This is a genomic window from Streptomyces sp. NBC_01197 (genome assembly GCF_036010505.1).
GTDB lineage: Bacteria > Actinomycetota > Actinomycetes > Streptomycetales > Streptomycetaceae > Streptomyces.
Genome location: NZ_CP108569.1, coordinates 7146373 through 7159921, shown reverse-complemented (window position 1 = coordinate 7159921; position 13549 = coordinate 7146373). Strand labels below are relative to the sequence as shown.

The 13549-nt window shown below is 70.6% G+C and carries 11 protein-coding genes; 5 read left to right on the top strand and 6 right to left on the bottom strand.

What is annotated here, in order from left to right; translation table 11 throughout:
• Positions 1 to 8 precede the first annotated feature (8 nt).
• From OG452_RS32890 to OG452_RS32875, 4 genes are all read right to left on the bottom strand, one after another.
• On the bottom strand, positions 9 to 515 hold the full coding sequence (locus tag OG452_RS32890) for a mycothiol transferase (RefSeq protein ID WP_327299191.1): 507 nt from the start codon (positions 513 to 515) through the stop codon (positions 9 to 11).
• A 261-nt stretch (positions 516 to 776) separates the two neighbouring features.
• Positions 777 to 1448: a DNA polymerase ligase N-terminal domain-containing protein gene (locus OG452_RS32885; RefSeq protein WP_327299190.1), complete on the bottom strand. Its 672-nt coding sequence runs from the start codon at positions 1446 to 1448 to the stop codon at positions 777 to 779.
• A gap of 20 nt (positions 1449 to 1468) precedes the next feature.
• The gene (locus tag OG452_RS32880; RefSeq protein WP_327299189.1) at positions 1469 to 2968 is read right to left on the bottom strand and encodes an MFS transporter; all 1500 of its coding nucleotides are present in this window, start codon (positions 2966 to 2968) and stop codon (positions 1469 to 1471) included.
• A 231-nt stretch (positions 2969 to 3199) separates the two neighbouring features.
• Complete coding sequence (locus OG452_RS32875) at positions 3200 to 3403, bottom strand: cold-shock protein (protein ID WP_164262258.1); 204 nt, start codon at positions 3401 to 3403, stop codon at positions 3200 to 3202.
• A gap of 646 nt (positions 3404 to 4049) precedes the next feature.
• Between OG452_RS32875 and OG452_RS32870 the strand changes: the two genes are divergently transcribed.
• The gene (locus OG452_RS32870; protein WP_327299188.1) at positions 4050 to 4883 is read left to right on the top strand and encodes a PP2C family protein-serine/threonine phosphatase; all 834 of its coding nucleotides are present in this window, start codon (positions 4050 to 4052) and stop codon (positions 4881 to 4883) included.
• Positions 4884 to 4943: 60 nt separating this feature from the next.
• The gene (locus OG452_RS32865; RefSeq protein WP_327299187.1) at positions 4944 to 5942 is read left to right on the top strand and encodes an MASE1 domain-containing protein; all 999 of its coding nucleotides are present in this window, start codon (positions 4944 to 4946) and stop codon (positions 5940 to 5942) included.
• Positions 5943 to 6061: 119 nt separating this feature from the next.
• On the opposite strand, the gene OG452_RS32860 is transcribed toward OG452_RS32865, so the two are convergent.
• Complete coding sequence (locus OG452_RS32860; RefSeq protein ID WP_327299186.1) at positions 6062 to 7843, bottom strand: MFS transporter; 1782 nt, start codon at positions 7841 to 7843, stop codon at positions 6062 to 6064.
• Positions 7843 to 8319, bottom strand: coding sequence for a MarR family winged helix-turn-helix transcriptional regulator (locus OG452_RS32855; RefSeq protein WP_327299185.1), 477 nt, complete (start codon positions 8317 to 8319; stop codon positions 7843 to 7845). The genes OG452_RS32860 and OG452_RS32855 overlap by 1 nt, the downstream gene beginning before the upstream one ends.
• A 367-nt stretch (positions 8320 to 8686) precedes the next feature.
• Here OG452_RS32855 and OG452_RS32850 point away from each other — a divergent pair, with 367 nt between their 5' ends.
• The 3 genes from OG452_RS32850 to OG452_RS32840 all read left to right on the top strand — a co-directional run bounded on the left by OG452_RS32850 (position 8687) and on the right by OG452_RS32840 (position 13530).
• The gene (locus tag OG452_RS32850; protein ID WP_327299184.1) at positions 8687 to 10567 is read left to right on the top strand and encodes a hypothetical protein; all 1881 of its coding nucleotides are present in this window, start codon (positions 8687 to 8689) and stop codon (positions 10565 to 10567) included.
• Positions 10568 to 10965: 398 nt separating this feature from the next.
• Positions 10966 to 12834: an APC family permease gene (locus OG452_RS32845; protein WP_327299860.1), complete on the top strand. Its 1869-nt coding sequence runs from the start codon at positions 10966 to 10968 to the stop codon at positions 12832 to 12834.
• A 207-nt stretch (positions 12835 to 13041) separates the two neighbouring features.
• Positions 13042 to 13530: a hypothetical protein gene (locus OG452_RS32840; RefSeq protein ID WP_327299183.1), complete on the top strand. Its 489-nt coding sequence runs from the start codon at positions 13042 to 13044 to the stop codon at positions 13528 to 13530.
• Positions 13531 to 13549 lie beyond the last annotated feature (19 nt).

The following is a 13549-nucleotide window of genomic DNA, read 5'->3' as shown; positions in this document are numbered from 1 at the left end:
CGGCCGCGCTACCGGCGTTCCAGGGCTCCCCTGACGAAGGCGGCCTGGCCCACGTGCTGCAGGTCGTCGCCGATGACGCTGACCAGCCGGACACCGAGCGTGACCGGCGGCGACCACGCCTCGTCCACCACCCGGTCGAGCGCGGCGTCGTCGAGTCCCCGGACGAAGCCCATGGTCTGCTCGTGGACCGCGTCGTAGTACCCGGTCAGCAGGGCGGCGTCGGCCCGCACCTTCGCGACCTGTCCGGCGCTCTGGCCGTAACCGGTCTCCGTTTCGGCGAAGGGCAGCTCGAACCGCCCGGCCCAGTCCTGCGCCAGCCACACCTGCTCAAGGCCGGCCGCGTCGGACACATGGTCGTCCTGGACCCGGGTCAGATGCCAGACCAGCCAGGCGATCGAGTTCGCCCCGCTGTCCAGCTGTACGCCGAGGTCCTCGGCCGTGAGGCCGTCGACGGCGTCGTGCACGGACTCCTGGATCCGGTCGAACGCGTCTGCCAGAACATCTGCGGTGTTCATCCGCTGCTCCTCGGCCGTACGAATGGGACCGCTCCGGTCGGCCGGGCCCGGATCGGTCTTGCCTGTCTGCCTGCCCACCACCTTCGCCGGTCACCGGCCCCGGCAGAGTGTTCGACACGCGCTGCGGCGCCCAACCGGCCCGGGCCCCGTCATCCGGCGTTCACCGAACGGGCCGTCCGTGTCATGTCCCGTATTTCTCTGGCGACTTATGGGCAGCGGGGCCCGGGAGGCGGTGAAGCCGGCCCCGTACAGCGCTTCGGCTCAGGGCTGTTCGCTGCCGTCGTCCGCCGCGCTCTCGGCGACCTGCTGGAGCGTTCTTCCGGTACGGACCGAGCGCGCCCGGCGGGGATCCGTCGCCCCGTGGCTCTCCCGGGCCGACGTCCGGGTCCCGCCGGTCCTGCCCCGCGCCGTGCCGGTCTTCTCCCTCGCCTTGATGAGCAGCCAGGCCTCGGGGTCGGTGCTGTCGCCGCCTCCGTGGAAACGCGTCAGCGCGTACTCACCGTGCAGTTGGGTCCCGTCCAGCCAGAAGGTCGCGTGCCCGCGCTCGATGGACTCCCCGAACGGGATGCTGTGGCCGCGGCGGTCATGGCTGAGCGGGCGGTAGGTGCCCTCGTCCCAGACGATGACCGTGCCGCCACCGTACTCGCCCTGCGGAATGACCCCCTCGAACTCCCGGTACTCCAGCGGGTGGTCCTCGGTGGGTACGGCCAGGCGCTTGTCCTTGGGCTCGGCGGACGGCCCCTTCGGCACGGCCCAGGACTTGAGCACGCCGTCCACTTCGAGCCTGAAGTCGAAGTGCATCCGGCGCGCGTCGTGGATCTGCACCACGAAGCAGGGTGCGTCCCCCTCCCCCACGGCCCCGCCGCGGGGCTCCGACGTCGTACCGAAATCCCGCTTGCCCCGGTACTTTTCCAGAGGTTCGTCGCCGCTCATGTCCGGTGTCTTCCTCGCGTTCATACGGCGGCGGCCGTCGGCGGCGCGGCCGGTCCGTCGGTGGCCGCGGGCCGTTGGGAGAGCGGGCGCGCGATGTCCTCCAGAGTCCTGCCCTCCGCGTCCACCGCGAACAGCACGGCCACCACTCCGGCGGCGACCATCAGCGCGGCACCGATACAGAACGCGATGACGGCGTCCGAGACCACACCGCTCGATGTGAGACCGGAGAAGATGAGCGGCCCGGAAATACCGCCCGCCGCCGTACCGAGCGCGTAGAACAGGGCGATCGCCAGGGCCCGGGTCTCCATCGGGAAGATCTCGCTCACCGTCAGGTAGGCCGAACTGGCCCCGGCCGACGCGAAGAACAGCACGACGCACCAGCACAGCGTCATCGTCGCCGCGTTGAGCCACCCCTCGTCGAAGAGCCAGGCGGTCACAGAGAGCAGCAGCCCCGAGAGGATGTACGTCCCCGAGATCATCTTCCTGCGCCCGACGGTGTCGAAGAGCCTGCCCAGCAGCAGCGGGCCGAGGAAGTTCCCGAACGCGATGACCGCGAAGAAGTACCCCGTCGTACCGCTGGAGACACCGAAGAACTTCACCAGGATCGAGCTGAAACCGAAGGTGATGGCGTTGTACAGGAACGCCTGGCCGATGAAGAGCGAGAAGCCGAGCGTCGCGCGCTTGGGGTACGCGCGGAAGAGCGTACGGCCGATCTCGACGAAACTGACGCTCTTGCGCTGCTCGATGGTGATGGCCCGGCCCGCTTTCGGCAGTGGCGCGCCCGTCTCCGCCTCGATCTCCTTCTCGACGCCGTCGACGATCGCGTTCGCGCCGTCGGACTGTCCGTGGATGAACATCCAGCGCGGGCTCTCGGGTACGTGCCTGCGCACCAGCAGGATCACCAGGCCGAGGACGACGCCGAGCGCGAACGTGAGGCGCCAGCCGATGTTCTCGGGGAAGATGCCAGTGTCGAGGGCCAGCACCGACAGGAGGGCGCCGCCCATCGCGCCGAGCCAGTAGCTGCCGTTGATGATCAGGTCGACCCGGCCGCGGTACTTGCTGGGAATCAGTTCATCGATGGCCGAGTTGATGGCCGCGTACTCACCGCCGATACCGAAGCCGGTGAGGAACCGGAAGAGGAAGAACCACCACGCCGAGAAGGAGAGCGCGGTCATCGCAGTCGCCGCCAGATAGACGGCGAGAGTGATGAGGAAGAGCTTCTTGCGGCCGAAGCGGTCGGTGAGCCAGCCGAAGACCAGCGCGCCCGAGCAGGCACCCGCCACATAGAGGGCAGCTCCGAGCCCGGTGACCTGGGCGTCGCTGATGGGCAGTCCGCTGCCGCTCTCCGAGAGCCGGCTGGCGATGTTGCCCACCACCGTGACTTCGAGACCGTCGAGGATCCAGACCGTCCCTAGTCCGATCACGATCATCCAGTGCCAGCGCGACCAGGGCAGCCGGTCGAGCCGCGCAGGCACCTCGGTGGTGATGGTGCCGATGGCGGGGCTTCCCGCGCTGCTCATCAGATTCCTCCTGCGTACGGCGGCTCCGGGTGCAGCCGACATTCATCCGCTGCCCAGAAGATCATCCACACAAACAGGGGAGCGCGCCTGCGGAACACGCCCGTGCGGTCCATCCCGCACCGGCGCACGCCAGCGGTGCGAACGGCCGCGTCAGGGGCGAACACACCGTGAAGATCCGGAAACGACAGTGCCCGCCTCCGGCACAGGCCGGAGGCGGGCACACCCGCCGGATCAGGCGGGGACGATGTTCTCCGCCTGCGGGCCCTTCTGGCCCTGCGTGATGTCGAAGTTCACCTTCTGGCCCTCCTGCAGCTCGCGGAAGCCCTGAGCGTTGATGTTGGAGTAGTGGGCGAAGACGTCCGGGCCCCCACCATCCTGCTCAATGAAGCCGAAACCCTTTTCCGCGTTGAACCACTTAACGGTGCCACTGGCCATGATTGCCCTCCAAGGGGACTCGAAGTCGGCTCCCGCACTTCGCGGGAGCCGGAGGTGATCGCCCTGGTCCTCGGAGACGCCGAACAGCAGACCCGCCCGTGCATGTACGCACGGGCGAGAGGTACTTCGGAACCACGACAGCTGGGTGAGACGCTACACGGCCGAACGCGCGGCGACCCCGTCGGCTCATCCGTTGAGCCCCTCCTGGCACACATCCGGCCGTTTCATTGCGTTCGATATGACGATCAATGTCCCACTCGCCCCCGCCTGCGGGCACCCGAAAGTGCGATTGAAGATCAGGACAGAAGAAATTCACGCTCCGCCGCGTCGCGCTTCGCGACGTGCCCGAACGACCAGCACGATGGACCACCCCGAAGACCTTCATTTGCCGGCATGGCCCTGATCACCGTCTTCGGCTGTGCTCCGCTGCGGCCCGCTCCGAGAGCGCGGTACCCGCTGCTTCGGAAGCTCGCCCTCCGCCGGGGGCTGCGCAATCCCGGCTCCGGAAATAAAATGCAGGTAACGGTCACCGGACCCACGGACCGTGATCGTCGGAGAGGAGAGGCCCGACGGGCCGGTACACGGCCTGACCCGCGACCCCGGGCCCCGGTCGCGGTCCGGGAACAAACGCACCGCGGAGCCGCTCATGAACCGGCGTCGTCCTCCTCGTTCCGCAAGCGCCGACGAGCTCCTCACCACGCTCCACCAGCTCACCGCCCGGGCCCGGCGGGAGGTGGAGATCCATCAGGCACGGGTGGAACTGGCCGAGGCCCTGCAGCGCGAAATGCTCCCGGCCAGCCTCCCCGGCCTGCCCGGCCTCCGTACCACGGCCCGCTACACCCCGGCCCGCAGCGGGCTGGACATCGGAGGCGACTGGTACGACGGGTTTCCGCTCCCGGACGGGTCGCTCGGGTTCGCCATCGGCGACGTACAGGGACACGACGTCGAGGCCGCCGCCTTCATGGGCCAGATCCGGATCGGAATGCGGGCCATCGCCGGGACCGCGACAGATCCGGGCGAGATCATCGGCCGGACCAACGACCTGCTGCTCTCGGTGAACTCGACGCTCTTCGCGACCTGCACCTTCCTGCGCTTCGACCCCGTCACCTGGGAGATCGAAAGCGCCCGCGCCGGGCATGTCCCGGCGGTCTGGGCCTCGGCGGACGGGCGGGCCGGCATCATCGACGACGAAGGAGGCCTGCCGCTGGGCGTCCAGCCGAACGAGCGCTACCCGGTGACCCGGCGGAAGCTGACGGAGGTGGGCGCGTTCGTACTGATCACCGACGGGGTGATCGAAGGACCGTCCTTCCCCATCGAGAAGGGGCTGGAGGCCGTCATGAACCGGGCGGTCGCCCATGCGGGCGCCGATGCCGACGTACTGGCCGACGAGATCATCAAGGCCGCGGTGCTCACGGGTCACGAGGACGACGCCGCCGTGCTCGTGCTGTGCCACGACAGCGCGCCCGGCAGAACCGCATGACAGCTGGGGCACGCGTGTCTTGCCCGGCCGGGGCCCGGGAAACGGTGTCTGATGGGCGCCGTGATCCGCAGTGAGACAGCCAGAGGCGCGACGGTGACCGCCCTGCGCATCCTCACCGTCGCCGTCGCGTACTACGTGTCCGGCCGGATCGGACTGCTGCGTCAGGTGACCGTCCACGGCGCGGTGGTCACACCCCTGTGGCCCCCGACGGGAGTCGCCCTGGGATGCCTGCTGTACTGGGGTCTCCGCATTTGGCCGGGGATCGCGGTCGGAGCTCTGCTCGCCGTCCTGTCGACGGGCGGCTCCTCGGTCGACTTCGGCGACATCGGCATCATCGCGGGCAACACGCTCGCCCCCGTGTGCGCCCTGCTGATGCTCCGCCGGGCGGACTTCCGGATGGATATGTCCAGGCTGCGGGACGGCGCCGCCCTGATCTTCCTCGGGGCGCTCGGCTCCATGCTCATCAGCGCGACGACGGGCAGCCTCATGCTGCTTTTCGAGGACAAACTGCCCAAGAGCGGCTTCTGGCCGGTCTGGTTCGCGTGGTGGGCTGGGGATGCGATGGGGGTGCTGATGGTGACCCCGCTGCTGCTGGTCCTGCGCCGGGCCCGGCTGCCCCGGCGTACGGACCGATGGGTGGAGGGCGGGGCGCTGGCGGTGATCGCCGCCGTGGTCGCCCCGTTGGCGACGGGGAGCCACTACGCCCTGCTCTTCCTGGTGTTTCCGCTGCTGATCTGGGCAGCGCTCCGCTTCGAGCTGGCCGGCAGCGCGCCCTGCGCGCTCCTGGTGGCCGTGCTGGCGGTCGTCGCGGCCACCGGGCGCGCGGGGTCCTTCACCGGCCTCTCGCTGTTCGAAGCGATGATCGGCCTCACGGCGCTCAACGGATCAGTGGCGGTGACCGCACTGCTGCTCGCCGCGGTCGTCACCGAGCACAAGAACGTCCGCCGCCGGATCGAGCGGGCCTGCGATGAGCTGGCCGACGTGGTCGACCAGCTCGCGCCCGCAGAGCAGCAGCGCGGATGGCCGTCGTCGGACACCCGCCGGCGCGACGGCCGCTGAGGAGGCGGGTTCCCGCCCGCCTGACCGCCGCCCCGCCGGGCGCGCGGCTCACCGGCCGAGGTCCGCGCCCCACTTCCCGGTGCTGACGACATCCGCCTGGCGGGGGAACACCTTTTCGGTCAGCACCCGGTGCACCTCCGGATCGGCGCACCGGAGCCGGCCGGGCCCCCGGCGCCCGCGGACCGGCCGTCCGGACCCGCCTTGTAGTGCCGGCCGCGCAGCAGCGAGGCGAGCGCGGCGACCAGTGCCATCACGGTCGCGACGCCGAAGACGGTGACGAGTCCGTGGTGGAACGGGCCTGAGACGAGTCCGGGAAAGAACTCCTTGCCGGTCAGCGTCATGACGTTGTGCGTGGGCAGCTTGTCCAGTACCCCGCTGGGTCCGAGGAGCTGGCTGATCGGGTTCTTGCCGAGGAAGGTGGCGAACAGCGTGCTCACCGGCGGCAGTCCGGCCACCTGCTGTGCCGTTCCCGCGGGGACGCCCTGCCCCTGCAGACCGCTGCTCAGCGCGTGCGGCAGCGTCCCCGCCAGGCCGGAGATCATCAGGGAGAACGAGAGACCGATCGACAGGGCGGTGCCCGAGTTCTGGAAGGTGGAGCGCATCCCGGACGCGACCCCGCGCTGCTCCGGCGGCACGCTGCCCATGATCGCCGACGTGTTCGGGGCGGAGAACATCCCCTGGCCGAGGCCGCTGAGCAGCAGCAGAGCGGCGAATGCGGGGTACGAGAAGTTCACCGGCAGGAGCAGCAGACCGATGAATCCACCGGCCACCAGAAGGAGTCCGGTGGTGGAGAACAGCCGGGCGCCGTAGCGGTCGGAGAGGATGCCGGAGACCGGTCCCGCGATGAGGAATCCGATGGTCAGCGGCAGCATGAAGATGCCCGCCCAGAGCGGGGTGCTTTCGAAGTCGTATCCGCGCAGCGGAAGCCAGATGCCCTGCAGCCAGATGATCAGCATGAACTGGAGCCCGCCTCGGGCGATGGCGGTGAGCAGGGCCGCGAGGTTCCCGGCGGCGAAGGCACGTACCCGGAACAGGCCGAGCCGGAACATCGGTTCGGCGACGCGGGTCTCGATGAGGCAGAAGGCCACCAGCAGCAGCACTCCGGCGCCGAGCCCGCCCAGCACCATGGGGTTGGTCCAGCCGGTGGGGTGGCCGCCGTACGGCTGGATTCCGTACGTGATGGCGGCGAGCAGCAGGCCAGCGCCGCCCGTGAAGGTGAGGTTGCCCGCCCAGTCGATACGGCCCGCTGTGCGGGCGCTGGTCTCACGCAGGCTGCGGTACGACCAGATCGTGCCGAACACCCCGATGGGCACGCTGACCCAGAACACCGCGCGCCAGTCGATGGTGGCCAGCAGACCGCCTGCCAGCAGACCGAGGAACTGCCCGGCCAGGGCGGTGATCTGGTTGACGCCCAGGGCCATGCCGCGCTGCCGGGCGGGGAACGCGTCGGTGAGGATGGCCGCCGAGTTCGCCGTCAGCATCGAGCCGCCGACCGCCTGCACGACACGGAATCCGATCAGCCACAAGGCGCCCGGCCCGCCCTTCAGTGGATCGAGCGAGAGGGCGAGCGAGGCGCACGCGAAGATCGCGAAGCCCATGTTGTACATCCGGACCCGGCCGAACATGTCGCCGAGCCTGCCGAGTGCGACCACCAGCACCGCGGAGACCAGCAGATAGCCGAGGATCATCCAGAGCAGGTAGCCGATGTTCCCGGGGGCGAGCGGATCGAGCCCGATGCCGCGGAAGATGGCGGGCAGGGAGATGATCACGATCGAGGCGTCCATGGTCGCGATCAGCACGCCGAGCGTGGTGTTGGAGAGCGCGATCCATTTGTAGCGCTCCCCGGCCTCGGCGCCCCCGGTCCGGCTCGGGCTCCGGCCGCCGCTCCGGCTCGCGGGCATTACAGCCGCTCCGCGAGCCGGTCGAGCAGCGGCACGACCGCGAGAAGCCGCTGCCGCTCAGCAGACGTGAACTCCCCGTCGAGGGCCTCGGTGAGCCGCTGGACGGACTCCGACCTGCGGTCGACCAGTACCTTGCGGCCGGCATCGGTCACCGCTATCAGCGCGCGGCGGCCGTCGCTGGCGTCCGGCTCGCGGCTCACGAGTCCGCGCTCCTCCAGCGCGCCCAGCGTCGATGCCATCGCCTGCGGGCGCACCCGCTCCAGTTCGGCGAGCGATCCGGGTGAATCCGCTCCGTACCGGCTCAGCCGGGAGAGCACGGACACCTCGGAGAGCGTCAGGTCGCCGACCCGGTGCGCCTGCCTGAGCCGGCGGGCGATCCGGGCCACCGCCAGCCGTATGGACGCCGCCGCCGCTGCGGCGTCGGCCGCTTCCGCGCTGTCCGCCGGTCCAGCGCTGTCCGCCATGGTCCCGGTCACGCCATCACCCCCGCTGTCGGTCCGGCCCTGTGCCGGTTCCCCGTAGTGCCGGCCCAGGCAACGCCGGCCCAGTAATAACAATAGGCTTATCAACCAACCGTAACAACTGGTCGGTTCAGGGCCTGACACCCGGGACAGCCGTTCGGCGCAATGCCGCGATGAACGGCAATCACCCCTGCCACCTGGCCTTTCGCGCCCCGGAATCGGTCCATGGCGCCAGGCGTCACAGCCCCTGATGCCGAGTCGCGTCCTAGCCTTCGAAGCACCAAGGCCCCAAGGCCACACGGCTGACGCCGGCAGAGTACGTGCGGCCCGCGCGATGACTGCCGCCGCGTTCCGGTCCGGGTTCACCATGAAGGAAGCTGCCATGGACGACGGCCCGCCCACGCCCGGCCCGGCCACCGGAACCCGTCGGCCGGTGGGAAGCCCCGTCCGGCTGCCGCGCGCGCAACGGCTGCCGGACGCGGCGCCGCCGCAGTGGCACCGCGGACTGACCGTGGTCGCGGTCGTCAGCCTGTTCATCGGCACCCGCGCCCTCTGGACCCAGGCCACCACGTCGCACCCGGGCGTCGCGGCGACCGTGACGGTCTGTTACGCGGGAATCCTGACGTGCGGTGTCCTTGCCCTCTCCGTACGCGGCCGCCGCGCCCTGGCGAAGGTGGACCTGGCCGTGCTGGGTCTCGCGATCACGCTGGTGCTCTGCCACTACTGGCTGGATCACGCCGGTTCGGACGAGGGCGTGCTGACCGCTCAGGCCGCGAACGCGATCCTGCACGGCCGGCCGGTCTACGGCCAACCGTGGCCGTGGCTCTTCGGCACGCCGAAGGTGGGGGTCACCAAAACCATGTCGGGCGGCGTCGACTACACCTACGCCTACCCGCCCCTGACCGCGCTGATCGCCGCCCCGATCCACGCCGTGGTGCACTCGACGGCCGCGGCGACCCTGGTGACCATTACGGCGCTGCTCGTCGGCACCGTCACCCTCTGGGCGCTGCTCCCCGCGCCGTGGCGTCCGGCGGTCACCACCGTCTGTCTGGGCTTCGGCCTGCTGCCCGGCTACGCGCGCTCGGGCTATCCGGCCGTCCTGGCCCTGGCCTTCCTGGTCCCGGTCGTCGTCCGGTGGCCCAACACCGGCGCGGGCGGACGTCTGGGACGGTACGGAGTGTTCCGGGCCGTCTGCCTCGGCGCGGCCTGCGCCAGTCAGCAACTGGCCTGGTTCACCGTGCCGTTCCTGCTGATCGGCATCCACGCCGTGCGCCGCGGCGAGCTGGGCGGACGAGCCGCACTCGGCGTGGTCGCCCGTTACGCGGGTACGGCCGCCCTCACCTGGGCGGCGCTGAACGCCTACTTCGCCGCCGACGATTTCCACGGCTGGCTGGAGGGCTCGCTGCTGCCCATCACGCAGGGCGCGATCCTGCACGGCCAGGGCGCCATGGGCTTCTCCTACTACTTCACCGACGGCAGCAGCCGCCTGGACTTCTACTCGTACGCGAGTGTGCTGCTGCTCCTGGGTCTGCTCGGCGCCACCCTGCTCTTCGTGCGGCGGCTGGGCCCAGCCCTCACCGTGCTGCCCTGGCTGCCCTTCTACCTCGCCACCCGTTCGCAGGACGGCTACTTCCTCCTGATGACGCCGCTGTGGCTGGCGGCCGCCGCCACCGTCCCGGCCTCCGCGCTCGCGACCGCCTGGCAGCCGCTGATCCCGCGCCTGCGCTCGCACCGGGCCAAGGCCGTAGTGGCCGCCGTACTGGTCGTACCGTCCCTGCTCTGCCTGACGGTGGCTGCCGCGAGCCCGCCGCCGCTGCGGATGAGCGTGACGCCGCGGCTCGCCGACCGGCCGCACCGGGGCATCACATCGGTGCTGGTGCACGCGGTGAACACGACGGACCACGCGCTCTCGCCGCACTTCGCCAGTCGTACCGGTCAGGGGGCGTCCAGCTGGTGGACCGTCCGCTCGGGCCCGCACACCATCGCCCCGCACGCCTCCGCCTCGTATGTCGTCAGCCCGCCGGGCGGATTCCGCAGGCTGCCCCGCAACGGCGCCCGGTTCTATCTGATCGCGGTGAGCGACAAACCGATGACCATCACCACCGCCACACTTCCCTCGGCCCCCTCCGCCGCCGTCCGGCCACCGAGCGGCTCACCGCAGCCGCCCGCGTACGCCGCCCCCGGGCGCATCGGCGGTTGCGGCACGGACCGGGCGGGGCGGGGCCTTCCCTGCCCGGCGGCCGGTGGGAGCGGGCCACTGTGAGCGGAGCGCGGGGCCCGCTGGCCCGGCCGGACCGCCAGGAGCAGGACAGCACATCCAATTCGCTGGTCTCGGTCCCCGAACTCAGCGAGGAGCAGTCGACGCTGCTGCGGCTGGTCGGGCACGAGTGGGGGCGGGTGTCCGCACCGCCCGCGGCCTGGCGCCATGCCCTGCCCGTCGATCCCGATGTGGGCAGTTTCCCGGAACCCGCGCAGATCGTGCCGGCCCGCTTCGGCCGTTTCGTGCCGGTGGCCTCGCTCGTCGGCGGGCCGGCCGGTTCGGGCGCCCGCGAGGTCGAGGTGGGCTGGGAGGAGGCGGGCGGTACAGGCCGGGCACGCGCCCGGATCCGGCGCGCGGTGCTGGGGGCGCCGCTGCGGAGTTCGGCGGTCGCACGCGAGCGGATGCGCAAGCTGGTGGCGCTGCCGGTGCTGTCGGCGGACGCGCTGTCTTCGGTGGCGTACGGCCCGGAGGCGCTGCTCGCGGTGCTGGTGCTGGCCGGCGCGCCGGGGCTCAGCTACTCGGTTCCGGTGGCGCTGGCCATCGTCTTCCTGATGCTGGCCGTCGGGGTCTCGTACCGGCAGACGATCCGCGCGTATCCCCAGGGCGGCGGTTCTTACATCGTCGCGACGGACAATCTCGGCCGGCTGCCCGGGCTGGTGGCGGCGGCCGGTCTGATGACCGACTACATCCTCACCGTCGCCGTCTCCATCTCGTCCGGTACGGCCGCCGTGACCTCCGCGCTTCCGGGGCTCGCGGACGACGCCGTACCGATCGGTGTCCTGGTCATCGCCGTGCTGCTCGCCGGGAATCTGCGCGGTGTCCGGCAGGCGGGTGCGCTCTTCGCCGCGCCGACGTACGCCTTCGTCATCGCCATCGCCGCTCTCGTCGCCTTCGGTCTGTACCACGCGGTGGGCCGGGATTTCGCCGTGGTGCCCACGCCGCCGCGGCACGCGGTCGAGGGGGTCGGCGTGCTGCTCGTGATGCGGGCGTTCGCATCGGGTTCGACGGCCATGACCGGTATCGAGGCGATCTCCAACGCCGTACCGGCCTTCCAGCCGGTCGCCTGGCGCAACGCGCGCACCACGCTCTCCTGGATGATCGGACTGCTGGTCGCCCTCTTCGCGGGGACGGTCGCCATGGTCCATCTGGAGGGCGTCGTACCGGAGTCCGGCGAGACCGTGCTCTCGCAGCTGGCCCACCGCAGTTTCGGGTCCGGCGGTATGTACGTCTTCACCCAGGCGGCGACCGCGCTGGTGCTCCTCCTCGCCGCGAACACCGCGTACAACGACTTTCCCCGGGTGCTCTTCCTGCTGGCGCGCGACCATCACGCGCCCCGGGTCTTCCTGCGGCTCGGCGACCGGCTGGCCTTCAGCAACGGGGTCATCCTGCTCTCGGTGGCTGCCGCAGTGGTCTATGTGGCCTTCGACGGCAGGACGGACTCGCTGATTCCGCTGTATGCCGTCGGGGTCTTCCTCGCCTTCACGCTCTCTCAGAGCGGCATGGTGGTGCACTGGTGGCGCGCGCGCAGCCGGCACTGGCGCAAGAGCCTGTGCTTCAACGCCACCGGGGCGCTGCTCTCCGCGGTCGTCTTCATCACGGCCGGAATCACCAAGTTCACCGAGGGCGCCTGGCTGGCGCTGGTGACCGTGGCGCTGTTCCTGCTGGTGACCACCCGGATCCGGCGCCACTACGACAGGGTGGGCGAGGCGCTGCGGCTGCACCCGCAGACGATCGAGGTCCCCAGCCGCACGATCACGCCGCGCTCCGGCAGTTCGCTGCCCGCCGTGCGGCCCGCGAGCCCGCCGGGTGAGGCGGAGCCGTGGTCCGGGGCCGCCCAGGAGGACCGGGAGTCCGAGGACTCGCCCGAGTCGATCAGCCACCTCTCCGTCGTCCTGATCGACGCACTGCACCAGGCGAGCATGCGCGCGCTCGCCTATGCCGCCTCTCTGCAGCAGCCGGTTCTCGCGCTGCACGTCAGCGCCGGTGACGAGGACGCCGAGCGGTTCCGCGAGGCCTGGCTGCTGTGGGGCGACCATCTTCCGCTGCGGATCGTGATCTCGCCGTACCGCGCGACCGTCGCTCCGCTCGTCGGCTACATCGAGTCACTGCACCACCAGCGTCCGGATCTGACCATCACGGTGATCCTGCCGGAGATCGTCGTACGCCACTGGCGGCACCGACTGCTGCACAGCCCGCTCGGCGGGCGGCTGTGGCGCGCGCTCCGGCCCCTGCCGAAGATCGTGGTGACGACGGTGCCCTTCCATATCTGAGTCCGTATCCGAGCCCCTGTCCATCTCCAGGTCCGAGCCCGTATCGGTGTCCGGTTCCAGGTCCGGTTCCACGCCCGGATCCGTGCCGCTGCCGTTGCCGTCGTGCGGGGAATACAGTGGAATCGAGATATTGATTTATCCGGTTTGTCTGCCTGGTGAGGCCGCTCCCGGCTCCCGGGACCGCGACCCAGGGAGGTTGTGCCGCCTATGAACTCCGAACGCGCCGAACGGCTGGTGACGGCGCTGCGCGCCCGCGGGGTGATGGCGCATGTCGCCGAGGTGGGTGTCTACCAGTTCGGGGTCCGCGTCGTCATCGACTGGAACATCGAGGCGCTCTGGGACACGGACGGGGCGGCTGGGCTCGACGCGCAGGTACTCAGCGACGGGATGCTCGTGGGGTTCGTCCCCCACATCGGGGGCTCCGAGGAGTTCACCGAACAGCAGCTCGTCGAGGCCATCGCGACCACGAGCTATTCGACGGAGGGCCTGCGCCCGCCGACCGGAACCGAGACCGTAGCCGGCACAGAGACAGACACAGGCACAGCTGGGACTACGGGCACGGACGCGGGCGGCGGCGTGAGCAAGCCGGATCTCCCGTCGGACTCTCCGGATGCTGCTCCCCAGCCCCCGCCGGCCGACCGGCCGCCCACCCCATCGGACCACCGCAAGCCGAAGGGCCGCTGGTGGCGCCGCTGACCGGAAGCCGGCGGAACAG